The 20,707-nt window shown below is 65.4% G+C and carries 21 protein-coding genes; 8 read left to right on the top strand and 13 right to left on the bottom strand.

Features of this window, described 5'->3' with window-relative positions; genetic code table 11:
* Window positions 1-58: 58 nt before the first annotated feature.
* The 10 genes from ACQ651_RS07095 to ACQ651_RS07050 all read right to left on the bottom strand — a co-directional run bounded on the left by ACQ651_RS07095 (window position 59) and on the right by ACQ651_RS07050 (window position 9,982).
* Window positions 59-676: a TetR/AcrR family transcriptional regulator gene (locus tag ACQ651_RS07095; protein WP_121898753.1), complete on the bottom strand. Its 618-nt coding sequence runs from the start codon at window positions 674-676 to the stop codon at window positions 59-61.
* On the bottom strand, window positions 669-1,550 hold the full coding sequence (gene ppk2, locus ACQ651_RS07090; RefSeq protein WP_430448895.1) for a polyphosphate kinase 2: 882 nt from the start codon (window positions 1,548-1,550) through the stop codon (window positions 669-671). The genes ACQ651_RS07095 and ppk2 overlap by 8 nt, the downstream gene beginning before the upstream one ends.
* A 54-nt stretch (window positions 1,551-1,604) precedes the next feature.
* Window positions 1,605-2,459: an alpha/beta fold hydrolase gene (locus ACQ651_RS07085; protein WP_227286086.1), complete on the bottom strand. Its 855-nt coding sequence runs from the start codon at window positions 2,457-2,459 to the stop codon at window positions 1,605-1,607.
* 52 nt (window positions 2,460-2,511) lie between these two features.
* Complete coding sequence (locus ACQ651_RS07080; RefSeq protein ID WP_227286084.1) at window positions 2,512-3,435, bottom strand: homoserine O-succinyltransferase; 924 nt, start codon at window positions 3,433-3,435, stop codon at window positions 2,512-2,514.
* A gap of 40 nt (window positions 3,436-3,475) precedes the next feature.
* Window positions 3,476-4,348: an ATPase gene (locus tag ACQ651_RS07075; RefSeq protein ID WP_430450315.1), complete on the bottom strand. Its 873-nt coding sequence runs from the start codon at window positions 4,346-4,348 to the stop codon at window positions 3,476-3,478.
* Between the two features lie 71 nt (window positions 4,349-4,419).
* Entirely contained in the window at window positions 4,420-5,355 is a 936-nt protein-coding gene (locus ACQ651_RS07070; RefSeq protein WP_430448894.1) for a DMT family transporter, read from the bottom strand.
* Window positions 5,356-5,462: 107 nt separating this feature from the next.
* On the bottom strand, window positions 5,463-6,575 hold the full coding sequence (locus tag ACQ651_RS07065; RefSeq protein WP_430448893.1) for an OmpP1/FadL family transporter: 1,113 nt from the start codon (window positions 6,573-6,575) through the stop codon (window positions 5,463-5,465).
* 130 nt (window positions 6,576-6,705) lie between these two features.
* Entirely contained in the window at window positions 6,706-7,614 is a 909-nt protein-coding gene (locus ACQ651_RS07060; protein ID WP_430450314.1) for a DMT family transporter, read from the bottom strand.
* Between the two features lie 305 nt (window positions 7,615-7,919).
* Window positions 7,920-9,026 (bottom strand): N-acetylglucosamine-6-phosphate deacetylase, encoded by a 1,107-nt coding sequence (locus tag ACQ651_RS07055; RefSeq protein ID WP_430448892.1) that lies wholly within the window; start codon window positions 9,024-9,026, stop codon window positions 7,920-7,922.
* A complete protein-coding gene (locus tag ACQ651_RS07050; protein WP_227286076.1) occupies window positions 9,023-9,982 on the bottom strand; it encodes a MurR/RpiR family transcriptional regulator in 960 nt (319 codons plus the stop codon). Before ACQ651_RS07050 ends, ACQ651_RS07055 begins: the two co-directional genes overlap by 4 nt.
* Between ACQ651_RS07050 and murQ the strand changes: the two genes are divergently transcribed.
* The 7 genes from murQ to ACQ651_RS07015 are packed head-to-tail and all read left to right on the top strand — an operon-like array spanning window position 9,975 to window position 18,072.
* Window positions 9,975-10,910, top strand: coding sequence for an N-acetylmuramic acid 6-phosphate etherase (gene murQ, locus ACQ651_RS07045; RefSeq protein ID WP_430448891.1), 936 nt, complete (start codon window positions 9,975-9,977; stop codon window positions 10,908-10,910). The genes ACQ651_RS07050 and murQ overlap by 8 nt on opposite strands.
* A gap of 26 nt (window positions 10,911-10,936) precedes the next feature.
* Window positions 10,937-12,445, top strand: a complete 1,509-nt coding sequence (locus ACQ651_RS07040; protein ID WP_430448890.1) for an ABC transporter substrate-binding protein — start codon at window positions 10,937-10,939, stop codon at window positions 12,443-12,445.
* A 28-nt stretch (window positions 12,446-12,473) separates the two neighbouring features.
* Window positions 12,474-13,436 carry an ABC transporter permease gene (locus ACQ651_RS07035; protein WP_430448889.1) on the top strand — a complete coding sequence of 321 codons (963 nt, stop codon included), beginning with the start codon at window positions 12,474-12,476 and terminating at the stop codon, window positions 13,434-13,436.
* Window positions 13,433-14,272 (top strand): ABC transporter permease, encoded by an 840-nt coding sequence (locus tag ACQ651_RS07030; RefSeq protein WP_430448888.1) that lies wholly within the window; start codon window positions 13,433-13,435, stop codon window positions 14,270-14,272. Before ACQ651_RS07035 ends, ACQ651_RS07030 begins: the two co-directional genes overlap by 4 nt.
* Window positions 14,269-15,978: a dipeptide ABC transporter ATP-binding protein gene (locus tag ACQ651_RS07025; RefSeq protein WP_430448887.1), complete on the top strand. Its 1,710-nt coding sequence runs from the start codon at window positions 14,269-14,271 to the stop codon at window positions 15,976-15,978. Before ACQ651_RS07030 ends, ACQ651_RS07025 begins: the two co-directional genes overlap by 4 nt.
* Entirely contained in the window at window positions 15,975-16,946 is a 972-nt protein-coding gene (locus ACQ651_RS07020) for a serine hydrolase domain-containing protein (RefSeq protein ID WP_430448886.1), read from the top strand. The genes ACQ651_RS07025 and ACQ651_RS07020 overlap by 4 nt, the downstream gene beginning before the upstream one ends.
* Window positions 16,947-16,950: 4 nt before the next feature.
* Window positions 16,951-18,072, top strand: a complete 1,122-nt coding sequence (locus ACQ651_RS07015; protein WP_430448885.1) for an anhydro-N-acetylmuramic acid kinase — start codon at window positions 16,951-16,953, stop codon at window positions 18,070-18,072.
* A gap of 48 nt (window positions 18,073-18,120) precedes the next feature.
* Here ACQ651_RS07015 and ACQ651_RS07010 read toward each other — a convergent pair whose 3' ends face one another.
* Window positions 18,121-19,149, bottom strand: a complete 1,029-nt coding sequence (locus ACQ651_RS07010) for a fatty acid desaturase (protein ID WP_430448884.1) — start codon at window positions 19,147-19,149, stop codon at window positions 18,121-18,123.
* Between the two features lie 39 nt (window positions 19,150-19,188).
* Window positions 19,189-19,395 (bottom strand): cold-shock protein, encoded by a 207-nt coding sequence (locus ACQ651_RS07005; RefSeq protein ID WP_227286063.1) that lies wholly within the window; start codon window positions 19,393-19,395, stop codon window positions 19,189-19,191.
* Window positions 19,396-19,652: 257 nt separating this feature from the next.
* On the opposite strand from ACQ651_RS07005, the gene ACQ651_RS07000 reads away from it, so the two are divergent.
* On the top strand, window positions 19,653-19,787 hold the full coding sequence (locus ACQ651_RS07000; RefSeq protein WP_286193382.1) for a hypothetical protein: 135 nt from the start codon (window positions 19,653-19,655) through the stop codon (window positions 19,785-19,787).
* A gap of 10 nt (window positions 19,788-19,797) precedes the next feature.
* On the opposite strand, the gene ACQ651_RS06995 is transcribed toward ACQ651_RS07000, so the two are convergent.
* Entirely contained in the window at window positions 19,798-20,682 is an 885-nt protein-coding gene (locus ACQ651_RS06995; protein WP_227286062.1) for a LysR substrate-binding domain-containing protein, read from the bottom strand.
* Window positions 20,683-20,707 lie beyond the last annotated feature (25 nt).

Raw genomic sequence — 20,707 nt, 5'->3', positions numbered from 1 at the left:
TGCCGGCCGGCGGGCTATCGGCGCAGGCACCCCACATCCGACGCGGGCGGATTCGCCGCTATTGATCCGGTGCGATCAGCCCCAGCCCTCGGAGATAGATGCCGATCCCGGATTCAAGAAGGTCCTCGGGCGGGAAGGGCGCATTGCCGCCGGGCCGGCCGCGGGCGAACAATTCCACAACCCCATGGCTGAGCGCCCAGATATGTGCGCTGAACATTGAGGGCGGGGGGCGTTTCTCGGGCGGGATATGCTCCGACAACGCCTCCGCCGCGCGTTCCAGAACCTCGCGGGACTTGGCGGCCGCGGCGGCCAGCTCGTGGGTTTCATTGGCCGACAAACCGCTTTCGAACATCGCCATGTAATGGCCGGGATACTTGCGGGCAAAGGCGAGATATGCCCGGCCCGTCGCCTCGAACGCGGCGAGGGCCGAGGGTTTGCCCTCGTTGAAGGCAAAGGTCATCAGATCGGCGAAAATCTCATGCCCTTGGCGCGCACCCTCGGCGATCAGGTCCTCGCGCCCCTCGAAATGGCGATAGACGGCCGCTGGTGTCACGCCCGCGTTCTTCGCAGCCTCCGACAGGGTCCAGCCATTCGGGCCCTTCTGCTCGATCAGCACAAGCGCGGCCTCAACCAGCGCCTGGCGCAGGTTGCCGTGATGATACCCGCGTTTAGGCATAGGCGCGGTCGGCCCACATTTCCGGCCCGCCACAGATGGCCGGGTCTGGGCGGTCCACCACCTTGTCCTTGCGTCCGTCATAGGGCAGATTGATCAGCACGCGGCGGATGACGGCCAGCCGCGCGCGCCGCTTGTCGTCCGAACGGACGACGGTCCAGGGGGCATCGGCGGTGTGGCCAAGGCTGAGCGTCTGGCCGATGGCATCCGAATAATCATCCCATTTCTTCAGCCCCTCGACATCGATCCAGCTCAGTTTCCACTGTTTCAAGGGGTCCTTCTCGCGGTCGAGGAACCGCCGCAACTGTTCCGCACGGCCCACGTTCAGCCAGATCTTCACAAGATGGATGCCATCGGCCACCAGCATCTGCTCGAAATCGGGTAGTTGGTGGAAAAACGCATCCCGTTGATCGGGCGTGCAAAAGCCGAACACATGCTCGACCACGCCGCGATTGTACCAGCTGCGATCGAACAGCCTGATCTCACCCGCGGCGGGCAAATGGTGGATATAGCGTTGAAAATACCATTGGCTGGCTTCCCGGTCGGTGGGCTTCGACAGCGCGACCACACTGGCGACACGGGGGTTCAGGTTTTCGCGGACGCGTTTGATCGACCCGCCCTTGCCGGCCGCATCGCGCCCTTCGAACACCACAGCCACCCGTTTGCCGGTGTCACGGATCCAGGCGTGGCATTTCACCAGCTCGATCTGCAACGCCTTCAACTGCGTTTCGTAATCGTCCCTGTCCATGCGGGTGCGGTAGGGGTAGGTCGGGTCCAGGATTTCATCCTTATGGGCTGTGTCAATCGCCAGCCGAACCGCCTCGGGGGCGGCTTCACGGTAGAACTGGGTGATGGCGCCGTCGAAGGGTTTGCTCATGCGCCGCCTCGTTTTTTGTTGTCTCTCAACAGGTAATATGGCCCCCGGAGTGGCTTAGCGCAATCCGGCGCGGGTTGCCACACGGTCAATTGCATCCAGTGTCGCCATGGGGTCGGCATGGTGGGGCATATGTCCGACCCCCTCCAGGACGGTGAGATTGGCGCCGGGCATCTGCGCGGCAAGGGGTATCGAATGCACGTTCAGCGGCACCGTGTCGTCGGCGCTTCCATGGATCATCTCCACCGGGATATCGAGTGTTGCATATCTGGGGGCCATGGCGGTGACATGTTCCAGAAGGTCGTTCACCTGCCGCGCATTGGCGCGCAAGACCGAGCTTTGCAGGGTCAGCTCCGGGCGGATATGGCTGCCGTATCCATCCGGAACCGGGTCCGGCGCGAAAATGCGCTCTATGACGTTCAGCGCGGCGCGGCGCGGCGTGAGATTGGCGATCAGCGGCACCGCCGTCACGCCGCCCAGGGCCGAGCCCGTGATCCTGTAATATGCGCCAAGCCCCCCCTCCCAGGGTTGCGTGGCCCCCGCCAGGAGGACAATGCCCGCCGCCTGATCGGGATGGTTCAGCGCCCATGCCATGGCCACCGCGCCCCCGTAGGAATGGCCGACAATCACCGCTTGTCCCACGCCCAGTTGTCCCGCCGCGAGAGACAGGAGGGCGGCTTGTTCTGCCGGGCCGTCATGCCCCCGGCCCAACCCTTCCGACAGGCCGAGGCCGGGCCGGTCGAAGGCGATCACCGTGTAGCGATCGGTCAGATCGGGCGCCAGCCGGAAGGTGAAATCCCGCAGATTGCCGCCCGCCCCGTGGAGCAGAATGACGGCCGGGCCGCTGCCCGCCTGCCAGACATGGACCGAGCGGCCCGCCACCTCGATGATACGGCTGTGCGGGTCGCTCATCTCGGCCCGGCCACACGCTGCGACCGACAGAAAGAACAGCAATAGCAGCCCATTACGTGCCGATCTTCGATAAATCAAAACTCGTCGTCTGATAAATCTCATTGATCCAGTTGCCATAGAGCAGATGCGCGTGGCTGCGCCAGCGATTGGTGGGTGTGCGCGTCGGGTCATCCTCGGGATAGTAGTTGACCGGCACGGTGATCGGGCTGCCGCCTTCGACATCCCGGTCGTATTCCTGCTTCAGCGTGGTGCTGTCGTATTCCAGATGGTTGAAGATATAGAGCGCCCGGTGGCCCGCGTCCTCCACCAGGCAGGGGCCGACCTGATCGCTGCCGATCAAGGTGACGAGGCCGGGCACCGTGTCGACCTCCGCGGCGCGCATTTCCGTCCAGCGGGACACGGGGATCAGCACGTCATCCGAAAACCCCCGCAGATAGGGGGAGGCCGGGGCCAGATTACGATGCCGGTAGCAGCCGAATGCCTTGTCCGCCAGCATATGTTTCCTGACGCCGTGGAAATGGTGGATCATCGCCATTCCGCCCCAGCAAACGCCGAAGGTCGAATGCACATGCGATTGGGTCCAGTTGAAAACCTTCTTCAACTCCTCCCAGTAAGTTACTTCTTCAAAAGGCAAATGTTCAATCGGTGCGCCGGTTATGATTAGGCCGTCGAACTTCTCGCCACTCTCCGCGACCTCTGCGAAGGGGCGGTAAAACTCCTCCATATGCTCGGCGGCCGTGGTCTTGGTCTGATGCTCGCTCATGCGGATCAGGCTCAGGTCGATCTGAAGTGGCGTGGCCCCGATAAGCCGGGCGAACTGCGTCTCGGTCTGGATCTTTCTGGGCATCAGGTTCAGAAGCCCGATCCTGAGCGGGCGGATATCCTGCCGCGCGGCGCGCCCTTCGCCCATCACCATCACGCCCTCACGTTCCAGTTGGGCGTAGGCGGGCAGGGTCTCTGGCAGGGTAATGGGCATCGGAAGGGTCCTGAACGGCACGGGTCTGGGAAGGCTGGATTTAGGCCTTTTGCTTGCGCCTGCCAAGGGCGGTCCCGATCAGCTCGACTGCATCCTTTCCGTCACGGACCTTGGCGATCTCGTCGGCACCCACCGTCACGCCCCAGTTTTCGGCCATCGCTCGATAGAGCGGCGCGCGATGGGCAAGGGCCTTGGCGTAGGCGAAACGGACAAAGGCGTCGGGGTCAACGTCGTCCGGCAGGACACTGTTTTCCCTGAGATATGCGGTCCACTGACCAATCAGGAAATCGGGTTGATAATACATCGGCTTCGGGGCCTGATCGAAGCGGCGGATCAGCTCGGCCGTGTGATCGGGGCTGCCTTCGATCCAGACCATCAGCGTGTTGGCCTGCAACGCGCGCAAGACCTCGTCCGCCGGATCGGACGGGTCCACCACCTCGCAGATCGATCCGCCGGTATCGCAGATGAAGTTCGGATAGCCATAGAGATCGCGGGCGCGCGCGACGAAGCTTGGCGTGTCCAGAAGCGCGTTGATCTCAGCCCGGCGATGCAGGGCCTGACGTCTCTGATACTCTTCCAGCGGCAACCCGCCCTTCGCGGGATTGCCCGGTTTGCCCAGAAAGGTCGACAGGGGGGCCAGATTGTCGAAGGTGATGTTGGAGCCGATATAGATCGAGTCCGACCTCAGAAGCTCGGCCAGAAACGGCGTCCGCATCGCGATATGTTTCAGATTATCGGCAATGTGTTCGCCCATATAGGCGGTGCCGATACGGTAATCGACGGAGTAGTGAAACCAGTCCCCATCGGCGCGCAACAGACTGGCCAGCCTGGTTTTTCCAAGGCCGGACATCCCGAATACCAGCAGGTGCTTTTCGGGCGCGTCGCGCCAGGCCCGGGGTGTCTCGTAGATCAAACTCATCTGGGGTGTCCCGCTGGTGGAGATCTAACCCCTAGCGCGCGCGCGGCCCTTCTTCATCCAAAAATTCAGATGGGCGGCGATTTTCGGAAAATCTGTAGCGCGCGGCCATCAAGGATCAGCAGCCCGGCGGCCAGCAATGCGAAACCCGCGAAGGCCGACGGGTCGAGCCGTTCTCCAAGCACGGCGGCACCAAGCAGGATCGCCACCGGCGGAATGAGCAGGGTGACAAGCATGGCATTGCCGCTGCCCGCCATCGCGAGGATCCGGTAGTAGAGCAGGTAGGCGATGGCGGTGCCGAAGGCCGCGAAATAGCCGATGGCCGCGAAGGTGACCGGATCGGTGGGCATCTTCGGCGCCCCGTCGATCATCCATGCCAGCGGCACCATGACAAGCGAGGCGCCGGTGAGCATGCCGGCCGCGGCGACCTGTGGCGGCAGACCCACCAGATGCACCCGCGCCCATGCCGCGGCAACGGCGTAGGACAGTGTCCCGGCGACGATGGCCAGTTGGGCCAGGCTGCGTATGTCGAAATCGGCGAGACTTTCGAAGCCGATCGCCACGACGACCCCGAAAAACGCGATGGTCACGCCAAGGCCGCGCCTGAGGGTCAGCCGTTCATCCCGGAACACCATCGCCGCCACCAGCACACCGAAAACCGCCGTGGCCGCATTGAAGATGGATGTCAGCCCGGTTTCGATGAATTGCTGCCCCCAGGCCATGAGCGAAAAGGGGATGATGTTGTTGAGAAGCCCCATGACAAGAAACGCGCCCCAGATACGCGGGCTGCGGGGCACGGTCAGGCCCCGCCATATCACATAGGCCCAAAGCAGCAGGCAGGCCCAGAACACCCGATGCGCGACCAGCGTCATGACCGGCACTTCGGACAGGGCAAGCTTGATGGACAGGAAGGACGCGCCCCAGATGACGCCCAGTAGCGTCATCTCGGCCCATGCACGGTAGCTGAGACGGAGGGTTTGGGTCGAGGGGACGGCGCTGGTCATGCCGCCGGTCTAGCCGCTTGCCACGCCGCCTGCGACCCGGAAGTTGCGCCATGGAAAACCCGCGCGACCGGAATACGACGCGCGGGTGAGATTTTGACTTGTTGGGATCAGAAGCGGAAGCCGACACGCAACCCGATACCAAGCACACGGTTGTCTTCGAAGTTCAGTGGCCCGGCAAGGCTATTCACGACCTGATCGCCAGGCATGCCATATGTTATGCCGCCCGACACAGTGAACGCGTCCTGCTCGTACTGGCCCGCAAGTGTAATGGAGTCCAAGCCGGTTGTCGGAGATAGCGCCGTATCGCTTGGTGTCGCGCCCGATGTACGATGGGTATATGCGATCGAACCTGACCAGTTTTCGTTGAAGCGACGTCCGACGCCAATCGTGTAGGTTGTGCTGTCGGAAGTAAAATTCACGTACCGCCCCCCGGTGGCGCCAGGTGTGGTGACGTTGAAACCGTCCCAGAACGCATGTCGGATTGAGCCGAACAGCAGAGTGTCTTCGGCAATGCCCGACTGAAATTCAAGATTGATGCTTTCGGGGAACTCCACTTCGAAGGCCGTGTCTACGGTTGCTGAAGCCACTCCGGTTTGCGGATCGACTGTTGCCTCAGTGCCCGTGAACGAAACGTCTATCGCGGAGTGATACGTCAGCGCAACGCGCAAAGCGATGTCGGGGATCTCATAGGCTGCTCCGACAAGGTAGCCAAGGCCCGGCTCGCTCGACGAGGCATTCAGTTCCGAAAACGCAGGAGGGTTTACTCCTGTATAAATCGTACCGGTGGACTCCAATGCTCGCAATCCGGCGTGGACGCTGAAGCCATTGCCGAACTCATAGCGCCCGGTCACCGTCAGAGCTTCGGTTTCCACATTGGCGTTGCCGCCAAAAAACGGAAGACCAGCGGGTGCCGCAGTCGCGAAGCCGGGATAGCCGACCGCAGCACCAAAGGGATTATCGTAAATGACGGCAAATGAAAGCTGATCGTTCATTCGGTGCAGGAATGCAAAACCAGGCAACGTGTAGTCACGCAGCGGGTTCGGCAAAGTGGGGGTATTGGCCTCGGGTTGTACCCGGCCAAACGAGAGCTCGACGTAGTTTCCACTCGGCCCTACGTCCTCGAAAAGAACGCGCATGCTCTGATCGGTGCGGCTGATGTCTGCGCTGGCGATTGCAGTGCTGGCCAAGAGTGCAGCGCTGGCTGCGACGATGTTTTTCATTGCTCTCCTCCCTGAGAGTGAAATGCCCCTTCGAAAGAAAGATACACGATCCACGCGGTTATCGGTCAAATATTCCCTGACGTAAGCGGCGCTCCGCGTTATCCGTCGGGGTGGCATTGTGTCAGAATTGCTACAGTTGCGCGGGCCGGCGATGCGCGCGGCTCTCTGCTAGGATGTTTGCGTAGTTGGCTGCGAAGATCAAAATCGCGCCAAGAAACACGGCCCAGTCCAGCGGTTCGCCATAAAAGGCCATGCCCACAATCGCGATGGCGGGCAGGCGAACGAAGTCCATGGGCATGACGATGCTGGCCGGCGCAAGGCTCAGCGCCTTCGTGATGCAGAAATGGGCGGTGAGCCCCGCAATCCCGATGAGAACGACCCAGGGCGCAATGGCCAGGCTTGGCCACGTCATCTGGCCGTCGATCAGGCAGACGACAAGACCGAAGACCAGTTGCATCGCGGCAAGATGGAAGAGGATGCAGGTGATCGTCTCGGTGCGGGTCAGGAACTTGGTGAAGATCGCCGTGGCCGCAAAGCAGATCGCGGCCATGGCGGCGGCGATCATGCCCGGCGAGATCGGCGCGCTGCCCGGGCGGATCACGATCAGAATGCCGATGAATCCGGCCAGCCCGGCGAGCGCTTTGACCAGCGTCAACCGCTCTCCCAGGAAGAGCGCGGCAAGGAGCATGACCCAAAGCGGTGAGGTGAACTCAAGGGCGAAGACCTGCGCCAGCGGGATCAGCGTGATGGCGTAAAACCAGAGGTTCTGACCCGCGAAATGAGTCAGGTTGCGGACCGCGTGAAGGCCCAGCCTGTTCCGCCGGACCTGACCCAGAGTGCCCAGAACACCGCCGATCGCCAGAACCAGGACAAGACTGACCGCCGAGCGATAGGTCATCAACTCGAAAGTATCGAGCTCGACCGTTACGGTGCGCCCGGCCACCGCCATCGCGCTGAACGACACGATCGCGCCGATCATCCAGATCGCCGCGGATCCGGCGCGCGATTGGGTGGCGACGGTCGGTCCAGCCTCGGCCATGATGGAAAGCCCCGTTTTCGCGGCCATCGATGTGCCCGGCCGCATCCTGCCCGCCTGCAATGCCATGTTTCCGGTGCGGCCCACAAGCGGGCAGGACAGGCCGCACGGCAAAGCGCGGTGGTCGACCCAGTTGCAAGGCGGCAAGGGCGCACGTTCCGTTTGATGCTCCCCAGCCATTTCGGGATGGGGGCCGGCCCTCTGCCGTCATCGACAGGCGTGGCGACAGGTTGAGGCGTCTTGCGCTGCGACCAGACGGGCAGGCAGGCAGCCGGAGCCTGCCTTGCCATGGGCTCACTGCGCCAAGCTCATGAAACCCCGTCGATCCGTTCGCCGCCGATGACCACGCGGTCGATCCGCAGGGCGTCGTTCGCGACGATCAGATCGGCGTGGGCGCCCGGCGCGAGGCGGCCGATATCCGTCCGGCCGAGCCAGTCGGCGGGCAAAGTGGAGAGGCGGCGCGCCGCTTCCGCGAGGGGCAGGCCGATCTCGACAAGGTTGCGCAGGGCGACATCCATGGTCAGCGCCGAGCCTGCGAGCGTGCCGTCGGGCAGGCGCATGGCGCCGTCGGCCTTCACGATCTCCTGTCCGCCGAGCCGGTAGGGTCCATCGGGCATGCCCGCACCAGCGGTCGCGTCGGTGACGCCGTGCAGATACGGGATCGCCCGGCGCGCGGCGAGGATGGCGCCGGCCTCCACATGGATCAGGTCGGGTATGATCTCGGCGCGCTCTGCATGGGCGAAGGCCGCGCCGCAAAGCCCGTTGCCGCGATGGGCGATCCCGCTCATCGCGTTGAACAGATGCGTGGCGGCGGCGCCCTTCGCGAAGGCCGCGCGGGCCATCGCATAGTCGCAGAGCGAATGGCCGATCTGGGCGCGGATGCCGAGGGCGTCGAGCACTGCGTGAAGCGCGCCGTCCGGGTCCATCTCGGGGGCGAAGGTCACGATCCTCAGCAGCGCCCGCCGCGCCCAGTCGCGCAGCAGCTCCGCGTCGGCCGGGATCGCGAAGGGCGGCTGCGCACCGAGCTTTCCGGGGTTGAGAAACGGCCCCTCCAGATGCGCGCCGAGGATCCGCGCCGCCCCGGGGGGCGGATCGGCCATCACCCCGGCCAGCGCATCGAGAAAGGTCTCCGTCTGTTCGACAGGCGCTGTGACGGAGGTGGGGCAGAAGGCGGTCGTGCCGTGGCGGGCGTGGAGTCGGGCGGAGATCGCGATTGCCTCCGCCCCCTCCATCATGTCGGCGCCGCCGCCGCCATGGACGTGGCAGTCAACGAAACCCGGCAGAATGAAGGGTGGTGTGGGAACCTCTACGGCGGTGCCCTCGATCGCGGTGATGCGGGCCCCGTGGCGGATACGGCCGGCGACCCATCCCGCCGGCGTCAGGATCGTCCCCTCGATATCGCAAGAGCCGCTCACAGCTTCAGCGGGGCTACGGCCGCGGCTGCGCCGCTGATGAGATCGGCCGCGTCCTCGCGCACCTGAACAAGGCGCAGGAACAGCAGATCGGTGATCATCAGTTGCGCGTCGCGGGAGGTGATGGCGGAGGAGCGCACGCGCTCTTCGTCGGTGACGGTTCTGAGCGCAGTGCTGGCCAGCGCCGCCAGCGGGTTCGGCTGAAGCCCCGTCACCGTCACGATGGACGCTCCGCGCCGGGCCGCGGTTTCGGCGATGCGCAGGGTTTCGAGGCTGGTGCCCGACTGGGAAAGGGAGACCAGCGCGTCCCGCGGTGTCAGGGTCGCGGCGTTGGCCATCTGGATGTGGCTGTCGGCGTCGAAGGACACGGGCGCGCCCAGTTTCTGAAGCTTGTAGGCGAAGTCGCGCGCCACGAGCGAGGACGCGCCGACGCCGGACAGCTGGATGCGCGCGGCCGCATTCAGCGTGTCGCGCGCTGCGTCAAGCTGCGCGGGCGGGTTCACGCCAATCGTCTCCTGCATCGCGTGCAGTTTGCTTGCCAGAAGTTTCTGCGCCGTCACCGACGGGTCATCGCCCGCCTCGATCGTGCCATGGACAGCGGCCAGGGGCGCGATGCGGGTGGCGGCGGCGCGCGCGATTTCCAGCCGCAGATCCTGATAGCCGGAGAAGCCGAGCTTCTGGCAGAATTTCACGACGCTTGACTGGCTGCGCCCCGCCGCGCGGGCCAGTTCGCCCGAGGACAGGCGGCCGACGGTATCGGGATCGCCGAGGATCGCGTCGGCGATCTGGCGTTCGCCTGCTGTCAGCGTCTCCAGATGCGCTTCGATGACGGTGAGGATGGACAGGGTGAAACCTCCGGCGGCGTGGTGTTGGAATAGTGTACCACAAATATGTTGACAATAAGGAATACAAAATTCAGTGTCGCACCAGCCTGGGGAGGAGAAAGCTGCCGTGTCCAATTCCGCTTCGCCGGATCTGAGTGCGCTCGTTTCGGAAGGACGCAACCCGCGTTCCACCGGTATCGACCTGATGTCTTCGGCCGGGATCATCGCCTGCATGAATGCGGAGGACCGCCTGGTCGCCGACGCGGTTGCCGCCGAGGCGCCCGCCATCGCCGCGGCCGTGGACCGGATCGTGACCGCATTCGAGGCGGGCGGGCGGCTGATCTATATCGGTGCAGGGACAAGCGGGCGGCTTGGCGTGCTCGACGCCTCGGAATGCCCGCCGACCTTTTCGGTTCCGCCCGGCATGGTCGTCGGGATCATCGCCGGGGGCGATGGCGCGCTGCGCCGGTCGATCGAGGCGGCGGAGGATGACGACACGAGGGGCGCGGCCGATCTGGAGGCCATCGACCTGAACCCGCGGGACGTGGTCGTGGGGATCGCCGTCAGCGGCAGGACGCCTTATGTCACGGGCGCACTTCGCCATGCGCGCGGCGTCGGGGCCGGCACCATCGCGCTTTCCTGCAATCCCGGATCACTCATCGCCGATCTGGCGGACATCGCCATCGCACCCGTCGTGGGCCCCGAGATCCTGACCGGCTCGACCCGGCTGAAATCGGGCACGGCGCAGAAGATGGTGCTCAACATGCTCAGCACGGCAGCCATGATCCGGCTCGGCAAGACATGGGGCAACCTGATGGTCGATGTGACCATCTCGAACCGCAAGCTCGCCGATCGCGCCGAAGGTATCCTGCGGGAGGCTACGGGATGCGGCGCCGAAGAGGCGCGCGACCTTCTTGCGCGCAGCGGCGGCAGCGTGAAGCTTGCCATCCTCATGCAGATCACCGGCAAGGACGCCGATGCGGCACGGGCAGACCTTGAAGCCGAGCGCGGATTTCTGCGCAAGGCCATCAAACGCGCGGGGAGCAACCCCGCCACGCCATGACAACCGATACAAGGGAGATGTTTCGAATGACTTCGATCAAGAAGACGGCCGCCGCGCTGGCGCTCGGCCTCACCACCGCACTGGTCGCTCCGGCCGGGGCGCAGACGCTGAACGTGGCATGGTCGCAGGACGCGACCGGGCTGGACCCGCACACGCAGCCGGGCTTCGCCTCGATCCGCCTGCTGGAACTGCTTTACGAGCCGCTGGTGCGCCTCGATGCAAATCTCGAACTTCAGCCGGCGGTGGCCGAAAGCTGGTCCTTCTCCGAAGACGGCACGCAGCTTACCTTCCGGCTTGATCCCGACGCGGTGTTCCACGATGGCACATCCGTGACCTCCGAGGACGTGCGCGCCTCTTTCGAACGTATCCTGGACGAGGCGACCGGTGCCGTGGCGCGGGCCAACTACACCTCCATCATCGGGATCGAGACGCCCGATGCGCAGACCGTCGTTCTCCAGCTCGACGGGCCGGACGCCCCGATCCTGAACGGTCTGGCCTCGGTCAATGCCGCCATCGTGCCGGCCTCCGCCATCGCGGCGGGAACCATCGGCACGGAGATCGTGGGGTCCGGCCCCTTCACCCTGGCCGAGCGGGTGCCCAATGCGAATGCCCGTCTTGCCGCGTTCGAGGATTGGCATGGCGGAGACATCGCCTATGACGAGATCGCGGTGAATGTGCTGCCCGACGAAACCGCGCTTCTGGCCGCGCTGCGGGCGGGGCAGGCGGATTTCGCGCTGATCAACGATCCGCTTGTGGCAACGCTTGTGCCGCAGACGGCCGGGCTTGAACTCAACGCCGCGCCCACGCTCAGTTATTATGTGCTTCAGCTCAACGCCGCGCGGGAGCCGATGGGCGACCTGGCGGTGCGGCAGGCCATCGCCTGCGCCGTGGACCGGCAGGATATCCTCGATGCAGCCCTTCTGGGCGAGGGGGAGGTGACCGGGCCGCTCACATCGCCGGCCTATCGCAGCGACCCGCAGGGGCTTTTCTGCTACGAGCAGGACCAGGAGCGCGCGCGCGCCCTTCTGGCAGAGGCGGGCTATGCCGGCGGGTTCAGCGCGACGCTCATGGCGGCAACCGGCGAGCCGCCGACCGCGTCCGCCGTGGCGCAGCTTATCCAGTCGCAGCTTGCCGAGGTCGGCATCGAGCTTGAGATCGAGATGCAGGAGATGAATGTCTATATCGACCGCTGGCTGGCGGGGGATTTCGACATGGCCGTGGCGCTGAATGGCGGGCGGGTCGACCCCTACACGATGTATAACCGCTACTGGACGCGGGACGGCAACCTGCAAGGCGTGGCCAACTATATCGACGATACGCTCGACAGCCTGATGGCCGAGGGCCGCACCGAGACCGACGAGGCGGCGCGGCGCGAGATCTTCGCCCGGTTCGAAAGCCATCTGGCCGAGATGGCACCCTGGGTCTGGCTCTTCACCGGCAACACCTACACCGCACAGCGCGACGGTGTTGACGGGTTCGAGCCGAGTCCGACCGGGTCGCTTTTCGGGCTTGTCGATGTGACGATCTCCGAGTGACGCGAAGCCTGCCGGCGGAGGGACCGACGTGAGTTACTTTCTCAGACGTCTCGCGGTTTTCCCGCTGGTGATGCTGGGCGTGTCGGTCTTCGTCTTCATCGCCATCCGGCTGGTGCCCGGCGACGCCATCACGGCGATGCTGGGCACCGAGGGCGGGATGCTGACCCCGGCGCAACGCGAGGCGCTCACGGCCTATTTCGGTCTCGACCAGAACTGGGCCGTCCAGTATCTCCGCTGGCTCGGCGGCCTTTTCCGGGGCGATCTGGGCATCTCGGTGACCTACGGGCAGCCGGTGCTACAAATCATCCTCGACCGCTTTCCGCTGACGCTGCAACTGGCGCTCATGTCCATGGTCATCGCACTTCTGATCGGCCTGCCGGCAGGGGTCTATGCCGCCACGCGGGCGGATCGGCCATCGGACCTGCTCGTGCGTGTCTTCGCGATGATCGGCCAGTCGATGCCGAATTTCGTCGTCGCCCTGCTGGCGATCTACATCCTGTCCGTGGGCTTCGGCGTGTTGCCGACGATGGGCCGCTATGTGCCGTTCCGCGAGGATCCGCTCGGCAACCTCGCCCAGATGATCCTGCCCGCGATCGCGCTCGGCACCGCCTTCGCGGCGGCGGTCACCCGCATCTCACGGGCCGCGATGCTCGACATCCTGAGCGAGGATTACGTGCGCACCGCGCGCTCGCAGGGCTTTTCGCAACGCTACTTGATCTGGCGCCACGCCCTGCCCAACGCCCTGATCCCGGTGCTGACACTCAGCGGGGTGGAGTTCGGCTATCTTCTCGGCGGCGCCGTGATCGTGGAGCAGATCTTTGCGCTGCCGGGGCTCGGGCGGGTCGTCCTCGACGCGATCCTGCAACGCGACTACGCGCTTGTGCAGGGTGTTGTCCTCTTCATCGCGTTCAACTTCATGCTCGTGAACCTGCTGGTCGATCTGGCCTATGCCGCGCTCGATCCGCGCATCCGGTACGGAGACAGGCCATGAGGATCGCGGGCGCGCTCCTGCGGCACTCGGCCGGTCGCATCGGCCTTGTCATCATCGGGGTGCTCACCGTGGCGGCTGTGCTGGGCCTGCTCGGCCTCACGCCGCACGATCCGCTGGCGCAGGACCGGCTCGCGCGGCTTCAGCCGCCGGGCGGGAGCTATTTCATGGGAGCCGACCTTTTCGGCCGCGACATTCTGAGCCGGCTGATGGTGGGCGTCGGCCAGTCCTTCACGGTGGCCTTCCTCTCCGTCGGGATCGCGGCCACTGTCGGCACGGTGCTCGGCCTCACGGCGGCGTGGTTCGGCGGGCTCTGGGACGGGGTGGCGATGCGCATGATGGACGTGCTCCTGGCCTTCCCGGCGATCCTTCTGGCGCTTCTGATCGTGGCGATCCTTGAGGCCGGGATGGCCACCTCGGTTCTTGCCATCGCGGTGGTCTACACGCCGATCTTCACCCGTGTCGCGCGCGGCCCCGCGCTGTCGCTCAAGACGCGCAGCTTCGTCGACGCCGCGCGTACCTTCGGCAGTTCGCGGCGCTACATTCTGACACGCCATCTGCTTGGCAACCTCGTGGCCCCGCTCACGGTGCAGTTCACGCTGGCCCTTGCCTGGGCGCTCCTGACGGAGGCCGCGCTCAGCTTTCTCGGCCTCGGCACCCAGCCGCCCAACCCGTCCCTCGGGCTGATGCTGTCGGACAGCCGCAACCTGATGGAGATGGCGCCCTGGATGCTGATCTTCCCGGCGGCGGTGATCATGCTGGCGGTTCTCGGCTTCAACCTTCTGGGCGATGCGCTGCGCGACATCGCGGATCCGCGCTCGCGGAGGGCGCTGACATGACGCTGCTTTCGGTCAGGGATCTGCGCGTGGGTTTCGGCAGGCCCGGTCACGAGACCGAGGTGGTGCAGGGTGTCGACCTCGACCTTGCCGCCGGCGAAACGCTGGCCATCGTGGGCGAAAGCGGGTCGGGCAAATCGGTCACGGCGATGTCGATCAATCGGCTGGTGGACTACAGCGGCGGGCGCATCCTCGGCGGGTCGATCCTGCTCGACGGGACGACCGATCTCGCCACCGCCTCCGAGGCCCGGATGCAGAGCCTTCGCGGGGGCGAGATCGGGATGATCTTTCAGGAGCCGATGACCTCGCTCAACCCCGTGCTCAGGATCGGCACACAGATCGGCGAGATCTTCGCCAAACGTCGCGGTCTGAGCGGGCGGGCGGTACGGCAGGCCGCGATCGGGGCCCTTGAGCGGGTTCGCATTCCCGATGCCGCGCGACGCCTCGATCAGGCACCGCACCAGATGTCGGGCGGCATGCTCCAGCGGATCATGATCGCCATGGCCTTCGCGGGGGAGCCCCGCCTGCTGATCGCGGATGAGCCGACGACAGCGCTCGATGTGACCATACAGGCGCAGATCCTCGCGCTTCTGGCGGAGATGAAGCGGGAAACCGGGATGGGCCTGATCTTCATCACCCATGACATCGGCCTTGTCGCGGGGATCGCGGACCGGGTGGTGGTGATGCAGGGCGGGCGCGCGGTGGAAAGCGGGGCCGCCGATGAAGTCTTCGACAGGCCCGCCCATGACTACACACGCCATCTGCTGAGTGCGGTGCCCCATTTCCGGGGCGGACGGTCGGCCCGTGTCGATGCGGTTCGCGGCAAGGGCGCGGCGGCCACGCTGCGGGTCGAGGACCTCGGCGTCCGCTTCTCCGTGGGCGGCGGTTTCCTCAGGCAGGCGAAAGAATATGTCCACGCGGTCGAGGGCGTGTCCTTCGATCTGGTCCCGGGCGAGACGCTTGGCATCGTGGGCGAAAGCGGCTCCGGCAAGTCGACCACGGCGCGCGCCATCCTCGATCTGGTGCGGCCGACGGCGGGTCGGGTGGAGGGGGCGGAAGGCCGCGCGGTGCAGATGGTGTTCCAGAACCCCAACGCCTCGCTCAATCCGCGGATGGACGTGCGCGCGCTCCTCTCCGAACCGGTGATCGCGGCGGGCAGGCGGGTGGATGCCGCCGCGCTCGACCGGATGCGGATGCTGCTCGACAAGGTGGACCTGCCGCAGGATGCGCTGGCGCGCTATCCGCACGAGTTCTCCGGCGGACAGCGGCAACGCATCTGCATCGCGCGCGCCCTGATGCCGAACCCCCGGGTGCTGGTTCTGGACGAGGCCGTCTCGGCCCTCGATGTATCGGTGCAGGCCAAGGTGCTTGACCTTCTGATCGACCTCCAGCGGGATTTCGGGCTGGCCTATCTCTTCGTGTCCCACGACATGGCCGTGGTGGAGCGTATCGCGCACCGGATCGCGGTGATCTATGCCGGTCGCATCGTCGAGATCGGCGCGGCCCGGTCGGTCCTGTCCGATCCGCGTCACCCGTACACCCGCAAGCTCATCGCGGCGGTCCCGTCGATCGAGCGCCGGCATGTCGATTTCGCGCTGGACACGGACGAGGTTCCCTCGACGCTGCGCCCGGGCGGGTGGCAGGCCCCGCCGCAAAGCTGGCAGGATCATGGCCCCGATCACCGTGTCGCGGTGGAGCCCGCGGCATGACCCTCGATGCGGCCTGGGCCCACGCGGCGGGTGCCGTGGCCGCCGGGCGCATTCCCTGCGCTGTGCTTGGCGTCACCGGCCCCGGCGGGCGGCATGTGCGGGCGACGGGACTGGCGGCGAGGTTTCCCGAAGAGGTGCCCGTCACATGCGACACGCTGTTCGATCTTGCGTCGCTGACCAAACCGGTTTTCACGACTGAGCGCATTCTTGCCCACGCGGAGGCGGGGCGGATCGACCTTGATGCACCGCTCACTTCCGTCATTCCGGACCTGCGCCAATACGATGCCGAGAGCTGGGAGCGGCAGGTTACCTTTCGCGACTGCCTTGCCCACCGGACGCCCTTTCCCGCGGTCGAGCCGATCTACACCTATGGCGGCGACCCGGACCGATTGCGCGCCTTCGTGTTGCAGCGCGCATGGAGGCGGCAGGCGCCTCCGGTCTATTCCGACATCAATTTCATCCTGCTCGGCATCGCGCTGGAACGTCTTGAAGGCTGCCCGATCAGGCAGATGGACCCAGGGCCGGGCTTCACCTTTGCCCCCGATCCGGAGACCTGCGCGGCGACCGAGGCCTGCGCGTGGCGCGGGCGTATCCTCCGCGGCGAGGTGCATGACGAGAACTGCTTTGCCTTGCAGGGCGCCGGGCATGCAGGGCTTTTCGGCACCGCCGACGCGCTGCTCGGTTTTGCCGAAGACAGGCTTTCGGGGGGTCCGGCGCCCATCTTCACGGCGCTCTCGCCCACACGCAGCCATGGGTGGGAAATCCGCCATGAAGGCTGGTCCGGCGGGCAGAACTGCTCGGCCGCGACCATCGGGCATACCGGTTTCACCGGCACCGGGCTCTGGATCGATCCGGAGGCCGGGATTGCCTGGACCTTTCTGACCAACCGCGTCCACCCCACACGCCACACAGAAAGCGGCATCGCCGATCTCAGGCGCGCGTTGGGAGAGGCGCTCTTCGCGGAGTGATGGAATGGATATGCAGTGGTGCGTCGGCCTGATGACCGGCACGGTCCTTGACGGGAATATCGATGTGGCGCTCCTGCGCACCGATGGGGAGGGCGTGGCAGAATTCGGCCCACATGCGCTTTACCCCTATGACGAGGACACCCGCGCGATCCTGCCCCGCTGCCTGAGCGCGGCGCTCGACTGGAACTTCGACGGCCCGGAGCCTGCCATCTTCGCCGCGGCGGAGGAGCGGATTACCCGCGCGCAATCCGCCGCCGTCACCCGGCTGATGGCAGAGGCGGGACTGGCGATGTCCGACATCGCGGCGGTCGGGTTTCATGGCCAGACCGTCCTGCATCGCGCGCCCGTGGGCGGGCGGCCGGGGCGGACCCGGCAGCTTGGCGACGGGGCCCTGATGGCGCAACTGCTCGGGGTGCGGGTCGTCCATGATTTCCGCAATGCGGATATGGCGGCGGGCGGGCAGGGGGCGCCGCTTTCGGCGATCTATCACGGCGCGCTGCTGGACAGTCTCGGCGGCGGGACCGGCACGGCGATCCTGAACCTCGGCGGGGTGGCCAATGTGACGGCGCGCGATGGCGCGGGCGGGCTCGTGGCGTTCGACACCGGGCCTGCAAACGCCCCGATCAACGATTTCGTCAGGAACCGCGGGCTTGGCGAAATGGATCGCGACGGCCAGCTTGCCGCGGCGGGCCGGGTCGACGCCGCGCGGCTCCGGCAGGCGCTCGGGCATCCCTATCTCACCAAGTCCTATCCCAAGTCGCTCGACCGGTTCGATTTCGGCCATGACTGGGCGGCCCCGCTTTCCGATGCGGATGGGGCGGCGACGCTGACGGCCTTCACGGCGGCGGCGGTGGGGCGGGGCCTCGACCTCTTGCCGGTGCGGCCTGTGCGGCTGATCGTCTGCGGTGGCGGACGCCGCAACCCGACGCTTCTGAAGATGCTGGAAACCTTTGCCGAGGTCACGGTGGAAACCACCGAGGCCGTGGGCTGGGAGGGCGACGCGACCGAGGCGCAGTGCTTCGCCTATCTCGCCATGCGCAGGCTGCGGAACCTTCCGGGCAGTTTCCCGTCGACGACCGGGGCGGCCGCGCCGACCCTTGCGGGCCGGATCGCAACGGCGGCCTGACCGGCTGCGGAAGGCCGGGGCCGACGGGCCGCCCAACGATCTCCGCGGTCAGACTGTTGCGCTGCGCGCTTCGGCAAACGAAACGAGTTTGCGGCGATCTTCGTCCCAAAGGTGAAGACGTGCACAGCGGAAGCTTTCCCACAGCGTGATGCGCTTGGATTGTGCCAGCAGATCGTGATCCCTGATCACTTCGTCAAGTCGGTAGAAGGGAATGCGGCTGGCCAGGTGATGCACATGGTGAACGCCGATATTCCCGGTGATCCAGCGCAGGATCCCGGGCAGCGCGTAATGCGAACTGCCCTCAAGGGCTGCATTCTGCACATCCCAGTCGCCTTCGCGCTGCCAGCTTGTTTCCTCGAACTGATGCTGCACGAAGAAGAACCACATCCCGGCGATCGCGGCGAGAAGCATGGTCGGAAAGAAGACAAACAGGACGACATTCCAGCCCCCAAGCCAGATGATCGCCGCAAGGGCGGCACCGATGGCGGCATTCGTGGCCAGGGCGCTCAGCCAGTACCGCCAGCCCGATCGCATCAGGCCGACCGGAAGCCGGTTCTGCAGGAAAAACGTGTAGAAGGGAACGACCCCGAACAGGAAAACCGGATTACGGACAAGGCGATAGAGGGCTTTGCCGATCCATCCCTTTTCCCGATACTCCTTCACGGTCAGCGTCGGCAAATCGCCGACACCGCGGCGGTCCAGATTGCCGTTGGTGGCGTGGTGGATGGCATGGGTCTTGCGCCAGACATCATATGGCGTCAGCGTCAGTACGCCGATCGCACGGCCCGTCCAGTCGCAGAGCTGCCGGTTTCGAAACAGGGAGCCATGGCCGCAATCGTGCTGGATCATGAACAAGCGGATCAGGAAGGCCGCGTTTCCAAGCGCCAGAAAGACGGCAAGCGTGGTGCTGACCGACAGCATCCACCAGGCGCAGGCCCAGAGGGCCAGGAACGGTGTCAGTGTCACGATCAGCTCGAAGAGGCTACGCGCGGTGTCGGGTGTGCGATACCGGGCAAGAACACGGGTCCAGTCCGAAGGGCTGGGCGCTGGATGGGTCATTCCATCGGTTTCGGTCATTGCGAAAGGGCGCTCCGTTGGAGCGCCCGCGCAGTCAATTCAGGCAAGCGCAAGATTGATCGCGCTTTCCCGCCCGTCACGGCCGGCTTCGACATCATAGGTTACCTTCTGATCGTCATCGAGGCTGGTCATGCCCGCCCGCTCCAGCGCGGAGATGTGCAAGAACACGTCCTTGCCGCCTGTTTCGGGGGCGATGAAGCCGAAGCCTTTGGAAGAATTGAACCATTTCACTGTGCCATTGGCCATGTGAAGTTTCCTTGTATGATCGCCGCCCACAGAATGCGGCAGCCCGGCTTCTCACGACTGTGTCGAGCGCTGTGAGCCGGTGAAGGAAAACAGAGGGTCGAAAATGAGGTCAGTAGCATCCTTTACTTGGCGATTGGCGGCCGGGTTTGCAAGGGGGGTAGCTTCGATGGGCCAAGGTTTCCTTTGCTATTCGCCAGGCCGTTCAGTACTGGTGGCTGGCTGCCGGATATCCCGGCGGCCTGAAAAGGAAAGCCAGAATGTCGTTCAACGACTTGGCGAGGATTGAGGCGGCCGAGAAAAAGGCGTCGCAATCGAAAGATCCCAAAGCGCAACCCGATCCCGCACCGGCCCGCCCCTCTGGCGGCAAGCCGGTCGCGCCCCCGGCGGACTGACCGGCCCGGCCTAGGACCCTGTCAGGCTGTCAAGCAGGAGCCTTGCGTGGCGGGGCAGGGTGCCCAGCCTGCGCACCGCTATGAAAAGGTCGCGCTTCGCCCAAGGCTCATCCAGCGCGACCATGGTCAGCTCCGCATCGTGGACATAGGGCTCGACCGCGCCATAGGGCAGGATCGCGATCCCGAGCCGGGCCTGCACCATGCGGCGAACCCCGTCGAAGCTTTGAACCTCGACCCGGATTCTCAACTCCCGGCCCGCGGCGGCCGCGACTTTGCGCACATGGGACTGGATGGAACTGCCCCCCTGCAGGCCGACGAAATCCTCATCCAGAAGCGCCTCGAACGGGACCGCCGCCTGCCGCGCAAGCCGGTGCTCGGGGGGCATTGCCACAACCAGCGTGTCGCGCCTGTAGGGCAGGGTCCTCAGCCCCTTGGTACCGGTCAGGCCGGAAAAGATGCCGATATCGCATTGCCCTTCGTGCACCGCCTTGAGGATTTCCCGGCTGGTCCGTTCCGCAAGCTCGATCCGCAATTCCGGGTGATGCTTGACGAACTCGGCAAGGTCTTCGGGCAGAAACTGGGTGATGGAGGAGGTATTGGCTGCGACCCGGATGGTGCCAAGCTTGCCATCGGCATAGCGGCTCATTTCGGCATCCATATGCTCGACCACGCCAACCAGACTGTCGATATGGGTCAGCAACTCGCGCCCTGCCGCGGTGACGTCGACACCGCGCCGCTCCCTGTAGAGAAGGGGTGCGCCCAGCCGGGTCTCAAGGTCCGATATCCGTTTGGAAACGGCGGAGGCAGCCATGTTGTGCTTCGCCGCCGCCCCGGCGATGGAGCCGGCGCGGGCGACGGCCCTGAACAGGATCAGACTGGTGAAGTCGTGGCGCATGAGGCCCCCCGCCTTCCGGACAGTT

It is taken from the genome of Rhodophyticola sp., assembly GCF_965284195.1.
Classification (GTDB): domain Bacteria; phylum Pseudomonadota; class Alphaproteobacteria; order Rhodobacterales; family Rhodobacteraceae; genus Rhodophyticola.
The sequence above is the reverse complement of the archived record's forward strand: the minus strand, read 5'-3'. Positions and strand labels throughout refer to the sequence as shown.

What these genes read in the sequence shown, in the direction of transcription:
- ppk2 (WP_430448895.1), bottom strand. Translation starts at nt 1,550, where the DNA reads ATGAGCAAACCCTTCGACGGCGCCATCACCCAGTTCTACCGTGAAGCC.
- ACQ651_RS07030 (WP_430448888.1), top strand. Translation starts at nt 13,433, where the DNA reads ATGAGGATCGCGGGCGCGCTCCTGCGGCACTCGGCCGGTCGCATCGGC.
- ACQ651_RS07005 (WP_227286063.1), bottom strand. Translation starts at nt 19,395, where the DNA reads ATGGCCAATGGCACAGTGAAATGGTTCAATTCTTCCAAAGGCTTCGGC.
- ACQ651_RS07095 (WP_121898753.1), bottom strand. Translation starts at nt 676, where the DNA reads ATGCCTAAACGCGGGTATCATCACGGCAACCTGCGCCAGGCGCTGGTT.
- ACQ651_RS07060 (WP_430450314.1), bottom strand. Translation starts at nt 7,614, where the DNA reads ATGGCCGAGGCTGGACCGACCGTCGCCACCCAATCGCGCGCCGGATCC.
- ACQ651_RS07080 (WP_227286084.1), bottom strand. Translation starts at nt 3,435, where the DNA reads ATGCCCATTACCCTGCCAGAGACCCTGCCCGCCTACGCCCAACTGGAA.
- ACQ651_RS07070 (WP_430448894.1), bottom strand. Translation starts at nt 5,355, where the DNA reads ATGACCAGCGCCGTCCCCTCGACCCAAACCCTCCGTCTCAGCTACCGT.
- ACQ651_RS07085 (WP_227286086.1), bottom strand. Translation starts at nt 2,459, where the DNA reads ATGAGCGACCCGCACAGCCGTATCATCGAGGTGGCGGGCCGCTCGGTC.
- ACQ651_RS07065 (WP_430448893.1), bottom strand. Translation starts at nt 6,575, where the DNA reads ATGAAAAACATCGTCGCAGCCAGCGCTGCACTCTTGGCCAGCACTGCA.
- ACQ651_RS07015 (WP_430448885.1), top strand. Translation starts at nt 16,951, where the DNA reads ATGGATATGCAGTGGTGCGTCGGCCTGATGACCGGCACGGTCCTTGAC.
- ACQ651_RS07025 (WP_430448887.1), top strand. Translation starts at nt 14,269, where the DNA reads ATGACGCTGCTTTCGGTCAGGGATCTGCGCGTGGGTTTCGGCAGGCCC.
- ACQ651_RS07010 (WP_430448884.1), bottom strand. Translation starts at nt 19,149, where the DNA reads ATGACCGAAACCGATGGAATGACCCATCCAGCGCCCAGCCCTTCGGAC.
- ACQ651_RS06995 (WP_227286062.1), bottom strand. Translation starts at nt 20,682, where the DNA reads ATGCGCCACGACTTCACCAGTCTGATCCTGTTCAGGGCCGTCGCCCGC.
- ACQ651_RS07000 (WP_286193382.1), top strand. Translation starts at nt 19,653, where the DNA reads ATGTCGTTCAACGACTTGGCGAGGATTGAGGCGGCCGAGAAAAAGGCG.
- ACQ651_RS07020 (WP_430448886.1), top strand. Translation starts at nt 15,975, where the DNA reads ATGACCCTCGATGCGGCCTGGGCCCACGCGGCGGGTGCCGTGGCCGCC.
- ACQ651_RS07040 (WP_430448890.1), top strand. Translation starts at nt 10,937, where the DNA reads ATGACTTCGATCAAGAAGACGGCCGCCGCGCTGGCGCTCGGCCTCACC.